The organism is Geodermatophilus sp. CPCC 206100, assembly GCF_048569675.1.
In the GTDB taxonomy this organism is placed as follows: domain Bacteria; phylum Actinomycetota; class Actinomycetes; order Mycobacteriales; family Geodermatophilaceae; genus Geodermatophilus.
In genome coordinates this window covers 12,612-27,114 of the sequence record NZ_JAQISV010000062.1, presented here as the reverse complement: position 1 = coordinate 27,114, position 14,503 = coordinate 12,612, and the positions used below count along the sequence as shown (strand labels likewise).

The window sequence follows — 14,503 nt, the reverse complement described above, 5'->3', positions numbered from 1 at the left end:
CGACCGGGGTGGGGGGGGGGGGGGGGCGGGGGGGGGGGGGCGCCCCCGGGGGGGGTCGTGGCCGTCGGGCTGGCGGTGGTCGGCGCCACCGGGGTCGCGCTGGCCCGGCGTCGGCGAGGGCTGCCCGCCGTGCGCCGGCTGGTGGCCGCCACCGCGCTGGTCGCCGGGGCGGTGGCCGTGTCGTCGCCGGGGCCCCCGACCCCGGCGGCGTCCCCGACCCCGGCGGCGGTCCCCGTGGTCCTCGCGCCCGGTACGGGGCGCCCCTCCCCCGAGCCGGTCGGCCTCCGCATCCCGGCGGTCGGCGTGGACGCCGCGCTGGACCGGCTGGGCCTCGACCCCGCCGGCGCGCTCGTGCCGCCGGCCATCGGCGCCCGCGCCGGCTGGTACACCGGCAGCCCCGCTCCGGGGGACGTCGGACCGGCGGTGCTCGCCGGGCACGTGGACTCCCGCAGCGGCCCCGCGGTCTTCTGGCGGCTGCGCGAGCTGGCCCCCGGCGACGAGGTCGTCGTCGACCGCGCCGACGGGACGTCGGTGCGGTTCACGGTCACCGCGGTCGAGCGGGCGCCGAAGGCACGGTTCCCCACCGCCGCCGTCTACGGGCCCACGCCGCGGGCGGAGCTGCGCCTGGTCACCTGCGGCGGCGACTTCGACCGGTCGGCGGGGAGCTATCCCGACAACGTCGTGGTGACCGCGGTGGCGGCGTGAGGCAACGGCTCCGTCACCGGCGGCGGTCGCGGGCCCGCCAGCAGGCGGTGTGCCAGTGCCGCCGCCAGTCCGCCGCCGAGTCGGTGTCCCACGGCTCGAGGTCGGAGTCGCGGGCGTAGGCCGGCCAGGTCACCAGGTGCGGCGTGCCCGGCCGGATCTCCTGGTCACACCCCGGGCAGCGGTAGGTCTTGCCCGTCGCCGAGCCGGTCACCGACCGGACCACCCAGTCGCCGTCGCCGCCCTCCTCCACCGGGTCGGGACGGCGGACCGGGTCGCGCCGGGCAGGCCGCGACCCGTTCCGGCTGCTGCGGCGGGGCACGCGGTCAGGGCCTCGCGGAGTCCCGGAACCCGCGGCCGGTCGTGCGGCCCAGGTACCCGGCGGTGACGAGGTGCCCCAGCAGGGGCGCCGGCGCGAGGCCGGGCTCGCGGAACTCGGTGTAGAGCTCCCGCTGGACGGCGAGCGCGACGTCGAGCCCGACGACGTCCAGCAGCTCGAAGGGGCCCATCGGGTAGCCGCAGCCCAGCTTCATCGCCGCGTCGATGTCGTCGGCGGTCGCGTAGTGCGCCTCCAGCATCCGGACGGCGTCGTTGAGGTAGGGGAACAGCAGCGCGTGGACGATGAACCCCGCCCGGTCGGTGCACGAGACCGGGTGCTTGCCCGCCTGCAGCGCCACGGCGTGCGCGGTGGCCGCGACGTCCGGCGCCGTGGCGATGGTGGAGACGACCTCGACCAGCCGCGTTCCCGGGACCGGGTCGGGGACGTGCAGGCCGACGACGTCGGCGGGCCGGCCGCTGGCGCGGGCGCACGCGATCACCGGCAGGCTCGAGGCGGTCGTGGCCAGCACCGCACCGGGCTTGCAGATCTCGCCCAGGTCGGCGAACAGCGCCTGCGTGGTGCCCAGGTCCCCGGCGACCGCCTCGACGACCAGGTCGACGTCAGCGAGGTCGTCCAGCGACGCCCGCACCTCGTCGGGCGTGCGGACGGCGACGACCTGGTAGCCGCCCTGGGCGAGCACCTCGACGATCCCGGTCGCCGTCGTCCCCGAGCCGACGACGCCGACCCGCTGCACCGGGCGGGCACCCTCCGCGACGCCACCGGGAGCCGGGGTGAGGGCGTCGGGGACCACCTCGGCGGAGTCCCGGCCGGCGTAGGTGTAGAAGCCGCGCCCCGTCTTCCGGCCCAGCAGGCCCGCGGTCACCATCTGCCTGATGACCGGGCTCGGCGCGTGCAGCCGGTTGCGCGACTGCTCGTACATCGTGTCGAGGACCTCGTAGGCGGTGTCGATGCCGATGAGGTCCATGAGCGCCAGCGGGCCCATCGGCAGGCCGCAGCCGAGCGTCATGGCGGCGTCGATGTCCTCGCGGGTGGCGTAGCGGTCCTCGTACATCGACACCGCGTGGTTGAGGTAGCCGAACAGCAGCGCGTTGGCGATGAACCCCGCCCTGTCGCCGATGGTCACGTCGACCTTGCCCAGCCGGGCGGCCAGCGCCTCGACGTCCTCGACCACCGAGGGCTCGGTGACGACGGTGCGCACGACCTCGACCAGCTTCATGACCGGCGCCGGGTTGAAGAAGTGCATCCCGATGACCTTGCGCGGCCGGCCGCTGGCCACCGCGATCTCGGTGACCGACAGGCTCGAGGTGTTCGTGGCGAGGATGGTGTCCGGCGGGCAGATCCCGTCGAGCGCGGAGAAGATCGCGCGCTTGAGCTCCATCCGCTCCGGGACCGCCTCGATGACCAGTTCCGCGTGCGCGAGGTCCTCGAGCGAGGTGCCGAAGCGGATCCGCTCGACGATCGCGTCCCGGTCCTCGGGTGCCAGCCTGCCGCGCGCCACGGCGCGTCCGGTGGAGTGGTCCACGTGCCCGCGCCCGCGGGCCACGGCCGCGTCGTCGACGTCCACGGCGGTCACCGCCAGGCCGGCCCGGGCGAGCACCTCGGCGATGCCGGCACCCATGGTGCCGAGCCCGACGACGCCGACCTCGGTCAGTTCTCTGGCCACGCCGCCAAGGTAGCGGAGGGCGAGGAACGCGCTCGGCGCTGTCGGCTCCTCTGCAGGGGCCCGCCGCGAGCTCGCCAGCGGTGGGGGGCAGCGGGGTCCGCCATCAGAACAGCCGCTGGGAGGGGTCGTCGGTGCCCTTGAGGACGGCGTAGTCGACGGTGAGGCAGTCGATGCCGCGGTCGCCGGCGAGCACCCGCGCCTGCGGCTTGATCTCCTGCGCGGCGAACACCCCGCGGACCGGCGCGAGCAGCGGGTCGCGGTTGAGCAGCTCCAGGTAGCGGGTGAGCTGCTCGACGCCGTCGATCTCCCCGCGCCGCTTGACCTCGACGGCGACGGTGCGGCCGTCGGCGTCCCGGCAGAGCAGGTCGACCGGGCCGATGGCGGTCGGGTACTCCCGGCGCACCAGCGACCAGCCGGCCCCGAAGGTCTCCACGTGCAGGGCGAGCAAGCGCTGCAGCTCGGCCTCCACGCCGTCCTTCTGCAGGCCGGGGTCGACGCCCAGCTCGTGCGACGAGTCGTGCTCGACCGACTCGATGGTGATGACGAGCTGCTCGCCGGCCTTGTTGGTGACCGTCCAGGTGCCGCTGCCGTCGACGAGCTCGTCCTTGAGCGTGCAGGGCGGGCTCATCCAGTTGAGCGGCTTGTAGGCGCGGTCGTCGGCGTGCACGGACACCGAGCCGTCGGACTTCACGAGCAGCAGCCGCGGCGCCATGGGCAGGTGGGCGGTGAGCCGTCCGATGTAGTCCACCGAGCAGCGGGCGATGACCAGGCGCACGGGGTCCGACGGTACCGAACCGGCAACGACCCGCCCGGGGAGGCGGGGGCCGGCCCCGGGGAGCGGCATCCTGGCCGGGTGAGCCGAGCCCTGCGACCCGTCGCCGTCGTGCTGGTGCTCCTGCTGGGCGCGTGCGCCGACCGGGGCGGCGACGCCGGCACGCCCGGGCCCGCCGCCGACGGCCCCGGCCGGCTGGTGCTGCAGGTGGAGTACGTCGGCGGCCTGGTGACCCCGGAGACGCTCGCCGCCCGGCTGCCGCTGGTCAGCGTCTACTCCGACGGCCGCGTGCTCGCCGAGGGGCCGCAGATCGCGATCTACCCCTCCCCCGCCCTGCCCAACGTGCTGGAGTGGCAGCTGGGCGCCGACGCCGTGGACGCGGTCGTCGACCGGGCGATCGCCGCCGGGGTGACCGGCACCGGCGACCTCGGCAGCCCGCCGATCGCCGACGCACCCGCCACCCGGTTCACGCTCGTCACCGAGGAGGGCAGCGCGGTGCGGGAGGTGCAGGCGCTGTTCGAGCTGCCCGACGCCAGCGGCCTCACGCCCGAGCAGCAGACCACCCGAGGGGAGTTGATGGGGCTGCTCGACGTCCTCACCGCCCCGGAGGGCCCGCTGGGTGCCGAGGGGCCGGAGCCCTACCGGCCGGACGCGGTCGCGGCGGTGGTGACCGCCGCCGCCGAGCCGGAGCCCGAGCTGGTCCAGCCGGAGGTGCCCTGGCCCGGCCCCGCGCTGCCCGGGGAGCCGCTGGAGGAGCGGCTGGGCCTCTCCTGCGTGGTCGCCCGCGGCGCGGAGGCCGCGGCCGTCCTGGAGGCCGCGGCCGGGGCGAACGCGCTGACCCCCTGGCTGGCCGGCGACGGCGGCCGCTGGGCGCTCACGCTGCGCCCGCTCCTGCCGCACGAGACCGGCTGCGCCGACCTGTCCGGGCAGTAGGACGACAGCGGCCCGGCCCTCCGGGAGGAGGACCGGGCCGGTGTCGTCGGTCCCCGCGGGGACCGGCAGGCACTACACGGTGGCGGGCTCGCGCAGGTCGGCGTCCACCCCACCGCGCTCGTCGACGCGTGCCAGCGGGTCGATCGTCGAGGTGGCCCGGTAGCGGTCCACGTCGAGGATGCCCTCCCGCTTGGCGACGATGGTCGGGACGAGCGCCTGACCGGCGACGTTCACCGCGGTGCGGCCCATGTCGAGGATCGGGTCGATGGCCAGCAGGAGACCGACACCGGCCAGCGGCAGGCCCAGGGTGGACAGCGTCAGCGTCAGCATCACCACCGCGCCGGTGACCCCGGCGGTGGCCGCCGAGCCGACGACGGAGACCAGCGCGATGAGCAGGTAGTCGGTGATCGACAGGTCGACCCCGAAGAACTGCGCCACGAAGATCGCCGCCAGCGCCGGGTAGATCGCCGCGCAGCCGTCCATCTTCGTCGTCGCCCCGAGCGGGACGGCGAAGGACGCGTAGGTCCGCGGGACGCCGAGGTTCTGCTCGGTCACCCGCTCGGTCACCGGCAGCGTGCCGATCGAGGAGCGGGAGACGAAGGCCAGCTGGATGGCCGGCCAGGCACCGGCGAAGTACCGCAGCGGCGAGAGGCCGTGCAGCCGCAGGAGCACCGGGTAGACCACGAAGAGCACGAGGGCCAGGCCGATGTAGACCGCGCCGGCGAAGACGCCGAGCGAGCTGAGGGACTCCCAGCCGTAGCTGGCGACCGCGTTGCCGATGAGGCCGACGGTGCCGATCGGGGCCAGAAGGATGACCCACCACAGCACCTTCTGCACGATGGCCAGCGCGGAGCGGGTCAGCGCGAGGAACGGCTCGGCCGGCGCGCCGACCTTGAGCGCCGCGATGCCGACGGCGGCCGCGATGACGATCAGCTGCAGGACGTTGAACGACAGCCCGATCGAGCCGTCGTCGTGCGCGGCGGCCTGCAGGCCGAAGATGTTGCCGGGCACGAGGCCGTTGAGGAAGTCCCACCACGAGCCGGTGGTCCCGGGGTCGGTCTGGGCGGCGGCGTCGACGGAGCTGTTGCGGCCGGGCTGGGTGAGCAGGCCGAGGCCGATGCCGATGCCGACGGCGATCAGCGCCGTGATGGCGAACCACAGCAGGGTCTGGCCGGCCAGGCGGGCGGCGTTGGAGACCTGCTTGAGGTTGGCGATGCTCACGATGACCGCGGTGACGATCAGCGGCGGGACCAGCGCCTTGAGCAGCGTCACGAAGGTGCTGCCGATGGTCTGCAGGGTGCTGGTCAGCCAGTTGGGGGTGCCGTCGGCGACGGGACCCAGGTCACGGGCGACGAGCCCGAGGGCGACGCCCAGCACGAGGGCGAGGAGGACCTGCGCCGCGAACGGGACGCGGCGGAGACGAGCGAGCACGGAGGTGCCTTCCGGGGGACGGGCGGGACAGAGGGGCGGACCGGGCGCGGGGAGCGCACTCAGCCGTCGGCCGTCATCCGCCCGAAGTCGAGCGCGCGCCGCCGGGTCAGGCCCCACACGTTGCGCACGCTGGGGTCAAGGCGCCCCGCCGCCCGCACCATCCCGCGTGTGCCCGAACTCACCGCGGCCTGGGCGGCCCCGTCCCGGGTCCCGCCCCGAGCCTGCGAGGGGTGGGGAGGACGGGGTCCTTCGTCAGTCGGGCCAGATCGGCCGGCGCTTGCCCAGGAAGGCGGTCATGCCCTCGACGGCGCCGGGCAGCTGGCTGGCCGAGGCCATGACCTCCACGGCGGTCGCGTAGGCGTCCCGCTCCGGGCGGTCGAGCTGGGCGTACATGGTCTGCTTGCCCCAGGCCTTGCTGGCGCGCGACCCGCGGGTGGCCCGGCCCATGAGGTCGGCGACGGCCTCGTCGAGGTCCGCGTCGGGCACCACCCGGTTCACCAGCCCCCAGTCCAACGCGGTGGCCGCGTCGATGACGTCGCCGGTGAGCGCCAGCTCCATCGCGCGCTTGCGGCCCACGTTGCGGGCGATCGCCACCATCGGCGTGTGGCAGAACCAGCCGCCCTTGCCGCCCGGTGCCGCGAAGCCGGCGGACTCGGCGGCCACCGCGAGGTCGCAGGAGGCGACCAGCTGGCAACCGGCGGCCGTGGCCAGGGCGTGCACCCGGGCGACCACGACCTGCGGTACGCCCTGCAGGGTCTGCATGAGCTCGGTGCACAGCTGCAGGAGGCTGCGCACCTCGACCACCGGGCGGCCGGCGACGTCGGCGAAGTCGTGCCCGGCGCTGAACACCGGCCCCTCCGCGGCGAGCACGATGCCGGCGGCGCTGCTCCCCCCGGCCTCGGTGACCGCGGCGAGCAGCTGACCGAGGTGGTCCCGGGAGAGAGCGTTGCGCTTCGCCGGGCGGCACATCGTGATGGTGACGACGTCGCCGTCGCGCTCGACCCGGGGGGCTCCCGCAGCGTCCATGGACCGACGCTAGCCGACGCGATCGGCCCCGTCCCCGGCGTGCAGCACACCCCGGCCGCGCTCCTTCGCGCCGTACATCGCGACGTCCGCCTCCTGCAGGACGTCCTCGAACGTGGTCCCCGGCCCGGCCATGGCCAGCCCGATGCTCGCCGAGACCCGCACGCTGCGCCGGCCCACCTCGACCTCGTCGACCAGCGCGCCGACGAGCCGCTGGCCGATCCGCGCCGCGGTCTCCCGGTCCAGGCCCGGCAGGACGGCGGCGAACTCGTCGCCGCCCAGCCGGCCCACCACCGCGTCGGGCACGTCCTCCAGGGTGTCGCGCAGCCGCTCGGCGAGCCGGACCAGCAGCTGGTCGCCGACGGCGTGGCCGCCGCGGTCGTTGACCTCCTTGAAGCGGTCGACGTCGATGAACAGGACCGCCCCGCCGCCGCTCGCCAGCGCCGCCCGGCCGGCGTCGAGCAGGTGCCCGCGGTTCGCGAGGCCGGTGAGGGGGTCCTGGCGGGCGACGCGGGTCAGGGCCCGGCGCCAGCCGTCGGCGTCGGTCGCGACCGTGGTCAGCCGGTCGACGGTCTCGTCGAGCAGCAGCTGCTGGGCGGCGTCGGCGTCCGGGGAGAGCTCCCGGACCGCCCCGGCCAGCAGGTCGAGGACGCCCTCGAGCGGGCTGCCCGTGGCGACCGCCTCCAGGACCCGGCCCTGCAGCGCCAGCAGGCGGGCGTCCCAGCGGTGGGTGGCGACCTGGCGGCGCAGGGAGAGGACGCTGCGCACGAGGCGGACCTGGATCTCCAGGGCGTCGAGGTCGTCCCCGGAGAAGGTCCGGACGTCGTCGTCGAAGACGCCGAGCGAGCCGAGGACGAAGCCGTCCTCGTCGATGAGCGGAACGCCGAGGTAGGAGCGGATCGCGCCGGCCGCGACCGCCGGGTTCTCCGCGAAGACCGGGTGGGCCAGCGCGTCCGACACCTCCAGCGGCGCGCCGGTCGCCACCACGTACGCGCAGAACGACAGCTCGTCGGGGACGTGCGAGAACGGCACGCCGACGCCGATCTCGGCGGGGAAGCACTGCAGGTCGGGCCCGACCAGGTTGATGACCGCGATGGGCGCGTCCAACGCGCGGGCCATGTACGCGACGACGGCGTCGAGGTCGGCGTCGCCGGCGTGGCCGGCGAGCCGGTAGCTGGCGACCGCGGCGAGCCGGGCGGGGTCGGCGACGGCGGAACGGGGGCTCGGCACGGCGCCGCACGGTAGCGGCAGTGGGTCACTGTGCACACACGCTGCGGCACGGTCCCTGCGATTTCTCGCGGCGGTGCATGATCCGGGCATGGATCCCGTGCGGTTCGGACTGGTGGGGTACGGCTTCGGCGGCCGGTACTTCCACGCCCCCCTGCTGGCCGCCGCCGCCGAGTGCCACCTGCTCGGCGTGGTGACCACGTCCCCCGAGCGGCGCGCGCAGGTCGCCGCCGAGCACCCCGGCCTCGCGACGTTCGCCTCGCTGGAGGAACTGGCCGGCGCCGGCGCGGAGGCGGTGGCGATCTCCACGCCGGCCGACACCCACACGGCGCTCACCGACCAGGCGCTGCGCCTGGGTCTCGCGGTCGTCTGCGACAAGCCGTTCGCGCTCGACGCGGCGGCCGCCCGCGGGTCGGTGGAGCTCGCCGCGGAGCTGGGCCGGGCCCTGGCGCCCTACCAGAACCGGCGCTGGGACTCCGACTTCCGCACCGTGCGGGCGCTGGTCGAGAGCGGGCGGCTGGGCACCGTCACCCGGTTCGAGTCCCGCTTCGAGCGGTTCAGCCCCGAGCCCGGCCCGCCGGCGTCCGGGGGCGGCACGCTGCGGGACTTCGGCAGCCACCTGGTCGACCAGGCCCTGGTCCTGCTCGGGCCGGTGACCAGCGTCTACGCCGAGTGGCGGCTGCGCGAGGGAGGCCTGGACGACGACGTGTTCCTCGCCCTCACCCACGCCGACGGCGCCCGGTCGCACCTGGCCGGCAGCTGGAGCGAGGGCGCTCCGGGACTGCGCTTCCGGGTCACCGGCTCCGCCGGCAGCTACGTCGTGGACGGCCCGATGGACGGCCAGGAGGACGCGCTGGTCGCCGGTCGCCGCCCCGGCGGTGCGGACTGGGGCGCCGAGCCGCCCGAACGGTGGGGGCGGCTCCGGCGCGGGGACGACGGTGAGACGGTGCCCACCGAGCCCGGGGCGTGGGACACCTTCTACCCCGCCTTCGCCGCCGCCGTCCGCGGGCGGGGCCCGGTGCCGGTCGACCCGCGCGACGCCGTGGCCACCGCGACCGTGCTCGACGCCGCCCGGCACAGCGCGGCCGAGGGCGTCCTCGTCCGGCTCTAGGACGCCGGCGGGGGGCGTCGGCGTTCAGCCCGGCCCGCCCGCGGTGGCACACTGGCAGGGGTCCCAGGAGGAGGACCGACCATGCCCATCGGAGTCGGCAGCAACCTGCACTACCTGGTCGGGCCGGGGATCGCCTTCGTCGTCATCGGCCTGCTGGCGCTGTTCCTGCGCTGGGCGTTCGGCTCCGGCGAGGACCGCCGGCCGCCGTCGGACGACGGGTTGCTCACCCGGATCGCGACCCTCTCCCGCCGCGAGTCGGCGCTCGCCCTGCGCGCGGTGCTGTCGGACGCGGGCATCCGGTCCACGGTGCGCGTTCCCGGGCCGCACCGGGCCGAGGTGCTCGTCTTCCCGGAGGACGCCGAGCGCGCGCGGACGCTCGCGGCCTCGTTCCCGGGGGGCTGAGGGCCGGTCAGTCCGGCCGCTGGACCCGCTCGATCCGGACGCCGAGGCCACGCAGCTGCTCCACGAAGTCGGGATAGCCGCGGTCGACGTGGTGCACGTCCTGGACCTCGGTCACGCCGTCGGAGACCAGCCCCGCGAGCACCAGCCCCGCCCCGGCGCGGATGTCGGTGGCCAGCACCGGGGCGCTGGAGAGGCGCTCGCGGCCGCGGATCACGGCGTGGTGCCCGTCGATGCGCACCGAGGCGCCGAGCCGGACCAGCTCGTTGACGAACATGAACCGGCCCTCGAACACGTTCTCGGTGATGAGCGCGGTGCCGGTGGAGACCGCCGCGAGCGCGACCGCCATGGGCTGCAGGTCGGTCGGGAAACCCGGGTAGGGCAGCGTGACGACGTCCACGCACCGGGGCCGCCCGTCCATCGCCACCCGGATGCCGTCGGGCAGCGCCTCCACGTGCGCCCCGGCGTCGGTCAGCTTGTCCAGCGCCACGGTGAGGTGGTCGGCGACGGCCCGCTCGATGACGACGTCCCCGCGGGTCATGACCGCCCCGATGGCCCACGTGCCGGCCACGATCCGGTCCGGCACGGTCGTGTAGGTGACCGGCTTCAGCGTCGTGACGCCCTCGACGGTGATCGTCGAGGTGCCGGCCCCCTCGATCTGGGCGCCCATCGCGGCGAGCATCGAGCACAGGTCGGAGATCTCCGGCTCGCGGGCGGCGTTGTCGATGACCGTGGTCCCCTCGGCCAGCACCGCGGCCATGACGAGGTTCTCCGTGGCTCCCACCGAGGGGAAGTCCAGCCAGATCGAGGTCCCGGTCAGCCGGGGTGCGGTGGCGACGAGGAAGCCGTGCTCGCTCTCGATGGTCGCGCCGAGCCGCTCGAGGCCGGAGATGTGCATGTCCAGGCCGCGGGAGCCGATCGCGTCACCGCCGGGCAGCGCGACGCGGGCCGAGCCGCACCGGGCCACCAGCGGGCCCAGGACGCTGATGGAGGCCCGCATCTTGCGCACCAGGTCGTAGTCGGTCTCGGTCGCCGGGTCGTCGGGCACGTCGACGACGATCCGGCCGCCGCCGTGCGCGTGCCGCTCGTAGCTGACCTCGCACCCCAGCCGGCGGAGCACCTCGCTCATGATCGACACGTCGAGGATGTCGGGGACCTCCTCGAGCGTGGTCCGGCCCGGCGCCAGCAGCGCGGCCGCCATGAGCTTCAGGGCGCTGTTCTTGGCGCCGGTGACGCGGACCCGACCGGTCAGCGCCGTGCCGCCGGTGACCTCGAAGCACTCCACCGGCCCACCCTACGGCGGCCCCGCTGCCGGGTCCCGCCGCGAGCGGTGCGCGGTGGGGGCAGCGGGGGCCTTCTCCTAGGCTCACCGCATGACGGTCCGGCTGACCCGCATCTACACGAAGACCGGCGACGCCGGCCAGACGCACCTCGGCGACATGAGCCGGGTGGCCAAGACCGACCCCCGGCTGGTGGCCTACGCCGACGTCGACGAGGCCAACAGCGTGCTCGGGGTGGCGCTGGCGCTCGGTTCGCCCGCGCCGGAGCTCGCCGTGCTGCTGCGCAGCGTCCAGAACGACCTGTTCGACGTCGGCGCCGACCTGTGCAGCCCGGTCACGCCCGACCCGGAGTTCCCGCCGCTGCGGATCACCGCGGCCTACACCGAGCGGCTCGAGGCGGCCTGCGACACCCACAACGAGGCGCTGCCCACGCTGAGCAGCTTCATCCTGCCCGGCGGCACCGCCCTGGCCGCGCTGCTCCACCAGGCGCGGGTGGTCACCCGGCGGGCCGAGCGCAGCGTCTGGGCACTGGTGGCGGCCGACGGCGAGCGCACCAACGCCGAGACGGCGCGCTACCTGAACCGGCTGTCGGACCTGCTGTTCATCCTCGCGCGGGAGGCCAACCCCGGCGGGGACGTGCTGTGGGAGCCCGGAGCGCACAGCGGGGCGCACGCCCAGAAGGCCGCCCGCGAGGACTGATCGGCCCCCTTGCAGGGGCCCGCCCCGAGCCTGCGAGGGGTGGGGGCAAGGGGGTCCTTGCTCAGCGGACCGGCGGCGCGGACTCCACCCAGGAGAGGAAGCCGGTCACCGTCGACGGTTCCATGGCCAGCTCGCGGCGCCCGTCGCCGGTGTCGCACGACAGGACGACGACGTCGGGCGGCAGCGCGACGTCGTCCGAGCCGGCGGGGCGGCGCCCCTCGACCCGGAACCCGGCCCGGCACAGGCGGTGCTGCGGGCGGACCGACAGCGACAGCGCCCGGTACCAGAGCAGGGTCTCACCGCCGTACCAGGCCACGCCCACCGACCAGCGGCCCGAGCTGCCGGGCCGCAGCCACATGGTGACCGCGCCGAGCCCGGAGAGGAGGAAGCGCCGGCGGAGCAGGAAGGCCACCACCACGGCGACCACCAGCACCCCGGCCACGACCAGCAGGGCGGTGGTCATCGGAGGGGCCGGGACGTCGGTACGAGCTCAGGCGTCCTGACCGGCGGCCCGCAGCCGGGACTGCGCGCGGCGCGCGGCGGCGAGGGCCTCGGGGTCGTCGCCGTCCTGCTCGGCGCGCCGCAGCGCCTCACGGGCGCGCTCGACGTCGATCTCGGAGGAGATCTCCGCGGTCTCGGCGAGGATGGACACGCCCCGCTGGGTCACCGACAGGAAGCCGCCGTGGGCGGCGACGATCAGGTCCTCGCCCTCGGTCGTGCGGATCGTGACCACGCCGCCGGGCGCGAGCTCACCGAGCAGCGGCGCGTGCCCCGGCAGGACACCGAGCTCGCCCTCGGTGGTGCGGGCGATGACCATGCTGGCCTCGCCGGACCAGATCCGCCGCTCGACGGCCACCAACTCGACCTGCAGGGTCGCCACGACACTCCTCGGGGTCCACCGCCGGGCGGTGCGGGGTCGCCGCGTCCAGGTGGACACGCCGACGGGTCGGTAGCCACTCTAGTGGCGCACCGGCGGCGCCCGAGCGGGAGGTCCCGCCGCGGGGCCGCGGGCGGGTCCGCCCTCAGGCGGCCCGTCGGTAGAGAACGGTCCAGCGGCCGACCCGCAGCCACGGACGGCGCACCGTCGAGGACGGGGCCCAGTGCTCGGTCACGTACTCCCGGCCGCTGGTGTACGGGACCCCCGCGGACGGCGGCCAGCTCCAGTCGGCGCCGTCCGGCCTGGTCTCGGCTGTGCCGTCCACTCGCGTCTCCCGTGCCGCGCCCGGGTGCTCCGGGCCTGCGTGCTGGTCGTCGGCCCGAGCATCCCGCGCCGGGCGCGGGTGCACCAGGACCGTCATCCCGTTGACGTACACCCACTACCCGTCGCAGCCGAGCCGACACGCGAACGGCCGGGCTCCCTCAGCGGGGAGCCCGGCCGTCACGCTGTTCGGCCCCGGTGCAGGGCCCCGCGCTGAGCTTGCGACGCGCGAGGGGCAGCGGGGTCCTCCTACTTCTTCAGCTTGCTCGCGTTGCGCTCGAGGTCCTCGAGGCCACCGCACATGAAGAAGGCCTGCTCCGGCACGTGGTCGTAGTCGCCCTCGGCCAGCGCCTTGAACGCCTGCAGGGTCTCGGCGAGGGGCACGAACGACCCGGGCTGACCGGTGAAGGCCTCGGCCACGAACATGTTCTGCGACAGGAACCGCTCGATCCGCCGGGCGCGGTTGACGGTGACCTTGTCCTCCTCGGAGAGCTCGTCGATCCCGAGGATGGCGATGATGTCCTGCAGCTCCTGGTAGCGCTGCAGGATCCGCTGCACCTCACGGGCGATCGAGTAGTGCTCCTGGCCCACGTACTGCGGGTCGAGGATCCGGCTGGTGGAGTCCAGCGGGTCCACGGCCGGGTAGATGCCCTTCTCCGAGATCGGCCGGGAGAGCACGGTCGTCGCGTCGAGGTGGGCGAACGTGGTGTGCGGCGCCGGGTCGGTGATGTCGTCGGCGGGCACGTAGATGGCCTGCATCGAGGTGATCGAGTGGCCGCGGGTCGAGGTGATCCGCTCCTGCAGCTCGCCCATCTCGTCGGCCAGGGTCGGCTGGTAACCCACGGCGGAGGGCATGCGGCCCAGCAGCGTGGAGACCTCCGAGCCGGCCTGCGTGAACCGGAAGATGTTGTCGATGAAGAGCAGGACGTCCTGGCCCTTCTCGTCGCGGAAGTACTCCGCCATCGTCAGCGCGGACAGCGCCACCCGCAGCCGGGTGCCTGGCGGCTCGTCCATCTGGCCGAAGACCAGCGCGGTCGAGTTGATGACGCCGGACTCGGTCATCTCCGTGATGAGGTCGTTGCCCTCACGGGTTCGCTCGCCGACGCCGGCGAACACCGACACGCCACCGAACTCCTGGGCGACCCGGCGGATCATCTCCTGGATGAGCACCGTCTTGCCCACGCCGGCACCGCCGAACAGGCCGATCTTCCCGCCGGCCACGTAGGGCGTGAGCAGGTCGATGACCTTGATGCCGGTCTCCAGCATCTCGGTGCGACCCTCGAGCTGGTCGAACCGCGGCGCGTGCCGGTGGATCTCCCAGCGCAGGGCGTCGGCACCGTAGCCGGGCTCGTCCAGGCACTCGCCGAGGGCGTTCCACACGTGGCCGGTGACGGCGTCGCCGACGGGCACGGAGATCGCCGAGCCGGTGTCGCGCACCTCGGCACCGCGGATCAGGCCGTCGGTCGGTGCCATGGAGATGGTGCGGACCACGTTGTCGCCCAGGTGCTGGGCGACCTCGAGGGTCAGGGTCTTGCCCAGGTCGGCGAGGGTGACCTCCACCTTCAGGGCGTTGAACAGGTCGGGCATCGCGTCGCGCGGGAACTCGACGTCGACGACCGGCCCGGTGACCCGGACGACGCGGCCGGTCGTCTGGGTGGTCGGACGGTCCTCGGTGACGGTCATGTGTAGTGCTCTCCTGCCCTCGGGCTCGGTTGCTTCCGCGTC

16 protein-coding genes are annotated in these 14,503 nt (G+C 74.9%); 5 read left to right on the top strand and 11 right to left on the bottom strand.

Annotated elements, in window-relative coordinates:
• Positions 1–57: 57 nt before the first annotated feature.
• Positions 58–705 (top strand): class F sortase, encoded by a 648-nt coding sequence (locus tag PGN05_RS23130; protein WP_419754930.1) that lies wholly within the window; start codon positions 58–60, stop codon positions 703–705.
• A gap of 13 nt (positions 706–718) precedes the next feature.
• On the opposite strand, the gene PGN05_RS23125 is transcribed toward PGN05_RS23130, so the two are convergent.
• The 3 genes from PGN05_RS23125 to nucS all read right to left on the bottom strand — a co-directional run bounded on the left by PGN05_RS23125 (position 719) and on the right by nucS (position 3,480).
• A complete protein-coding gene (locus PGN05_RS23125) occupies positions 719–1,024 on the bottom strand; it encodes a hypothetical protein (protein ID WP_419754929.1) in 306 nt (101 codons plus the stop codon).
• A gap of 4 nt (positions 1,025–1,028) precedes the next feature.
• Positions 1,029–2,705, bottom strand: a complete 1,677-nt coding sequence (locus tag PGN05_RS23120; protein ID WP_419754928.1) for a 3-hydroxyacyl-CoA dehydrogenase family protein — start codon at positions 2,703–2,705, stop codon at positions 1,029–1,031.
• Positions 2,706–2,808: 103 nt separating this feature from the next.
• On the bottom strand, positions 2,809–3,480 hold the full coding sequence (gene nucS / locus PGN05_RS23115) for an endonuclease NucS (RefSeq protein WP_419754927.1): 672 nt from the start codon (positions 3,478–3,480) through the stop codon (positions 2,809–2,811).
• 78 nt (positions 3,481–3,558) lie between these two features.
• Between nucS and PGN05_RS23110 the strand changes: the two genes are divergently transcribed.
• On the top strand, positions 3,559–4,410 hold the full coding sequence (locus PGN05_RS23110; RefSeq protein ID WP_419754926.1) for a hypothetical protein: 852 nt from the start codon (positions 3,559–3,561) through the stop codon (positions 4,408–4,410).
• 72 nt (positions 4,411–4,482) lie between these two features.
• Here the strand turns inward: PGN05_RS23110 and PGN05_RS23105 are convergent, their stop codons facing one another.
• The 3 genes from PGN05_RS23105 to PGN05_RS23095 form a co-directional block, all read right to left on the bottom strand.
• Positions 4,483–5,841 (bottom strand): dicarboxylate/amino acid:cation symporter, encoded by a 1,359-nt coding sequence (locus PGN05_RS23105; RefSeq protein ID WP_419754925.1) that lies wholly within the window; start codon positions 5,839–5,841, stop codon positions 4,483–4,485.
• 252 nt (positions 5,842–6,093) lie between these two features.
• The gene (locus PGN05_RS23100; protein WP_419754924.1) at positions 6,094–6,867 is read right to left on the bottom strand and encodes an enoyl-CoA hydratase-related protein; all 774 of its coding nucleotides are present in this window, start codon (positions 6,865–6,867) and stop codon (positions 6,094–6,096) included.
• Between the two features lie 9 nt (positions 6,868–6,876).
• A complete protein-coding gene (locus PGN05_RS23095; RefSeq protein ID WP_419754923.1) occupies positions 6,877–8,094 on the bottom strand; it encodes a diguanylate cyclase domain-containing protein in 1,218 nt (405 codons plus the stop codon).
• Positions 8,095–8,182: 88 nt separating this feature from the next.
• On the opposite strand from PGN05_RS23095, the gene PGN05_RS23090 reads away from it, so the two are divergent.
• Positions 8,183–9,202, top strand: a complete 1,020-nt coding sequence (locus tag PGN05_RS23090; RefSeq protein WP_419754922.1) for a Gfo/Idh/MocA family protein — start codon at positions 8,183–8,185, stop codon at positions 9,200–9,202.
• Between the two features lie 81 nt (positions 9,203–9,283).
• Positions 9,284–9,604, top strand: coding sequence for a hypothetical protein (locus PGN05_RS23085; protein WP_419754921.1), 321 nt, complete (start codon positions 9,284–9,286; stop codon positions 9,602–9,604).
• A 7-nt stretch (positions 9,605–9,611) separates the two neighbouring features.
• Here the strand turns inward: PGN05_RS23085 and murA are convergent, their stop codons facing one another.
• Positions 9,612–10,886, bottom strand: coding sequence for a UDP-N-acetylglucosamine 1-carboxyvinyltransferase (gene murA, locus PGN05_RS23080; RefSeq protein WP_419754920.1), 1,275 nt, complete (start codon positions 10,884–10,886; stop codon positions 9,612–9,614).
• An 88-nt stretch (positions 10,887–10,974) separates the two neighbouring features.
• Here murA and PGN05_RS23075 point away from each other — a divergent pair, with 88 nt between their 5' ends.
• Positions 10,975–11,580, top strand: a complete 606-nt coding sequence (locus PGN05_RS23075) for a cob(I)yrinic acid a,c-diamide adenosyltransferase (protein ID WP_419754919.1) — start codon at positions 10,975–10,977, stop codon at positions 11,578–11,580.
• A gap of 61 nt (positions 11,581–11,641) precedes the next feature.
• Here PGN05_RS23075 and PGN05_RS23070 read toward each other — a convergent pair whose 3' ends face one another.
• From PGN05_RS23070 to atpD, 4 genes are all read right to left on the bottom strand, one after another.
• Positions 11,642–12,043: a DUF2550 domain-containing protein gene (locus tag PGN05_RS23070; RefSeq protein ID WP_419754918.1), complete on the bottom strand. Its 402-nt coding sequence runs from the start codon at positions 12,041–12,043 to the stop codon at positions 11,642–11,644.
• A gap of 27 nt (positions 12,044–12,070) precedes the next feature.
• Positions 12,071–12,460 (bottom strand): F0F1 ATP synthase subunit epsilon, encoded by a 390-nt coding sequence (locus PGN05_RS23065; protein WP_419754917.1) that lies wholly within the window; start codon positions 12,458–12,460, stop codon positions 12,071–12,073.
• A 142-nt stretch (positions 12,461–12,602) separates the two neighbouring features.
• The gene (locus tag PGN05_RS23060) at positions 12,603–12,782 is read right to left on the bottom strand and encodes a hypothetical protein (protein WP_419754916.1); all 180 of its coding nucleotides are present in this window, start codon (positions 12,780–12,782) and stop codon (positions 12,603–12,605) included.
• A 245-nt stretch (positions 12,783–13,027) separates the two neighbouring features.
• Positions 13,028–14,461, bottom strand: a complete 1,434-nt coding sequence (gene atpD, locus PGN05_RS23055) for a F0F1 ATP synthase subunit beta (protein WP_419754915.1) — start codon at positions 14,459–14,461, stop codon at positions 13,028–13,030.
• Positions 14,462–14,503 lie beyond the last annotated feature (42 nt).

Coding starts and splice junctions, on each gene's coding strand:
- PGN05_RS23100 (WP_419754924.1), bottom strand. CDS start 6,867: ATGGACGCTGCGGGAGCCCCCCGGGTCGAGCGCGACGGCGACGTCGTC.
- PGN05_RS23090 (WP_419754922.1), top strand. CDS start 8,183: ATGGATCCCGTGCGGTTCGGACTGGTGGGGTACGGCTTCGGCGGCCGG.
- PGN05_RS23085 (WP_419754921.1), top strand. CDS start 9,284: ATGCCCATCGGAGTCGGCAGCAACCTGCACTACCTGGTCGGGCCGGGG.
- PGN05_RS23075 (WP_419754919.1), top strand. CDS start 10,975: ATGACGGTCCGGCTGACCCGCATCTACACGAAGACCGGCGACGCCGGC.
- PGN05_RS23070 (WP_419754918.1), bottom strand. CDS start 12,043: ATGACCACCGCCCTGCTGGTCGTGGCCGGGGTGCTGGTGGTCGCCGTG.
- atpD (WP_419754915.1), bottom strand. CDS start 14,461: ATGACCGTCACCGAGGACCGTCCGACCACCCAGACGACCGGCCGCGTC.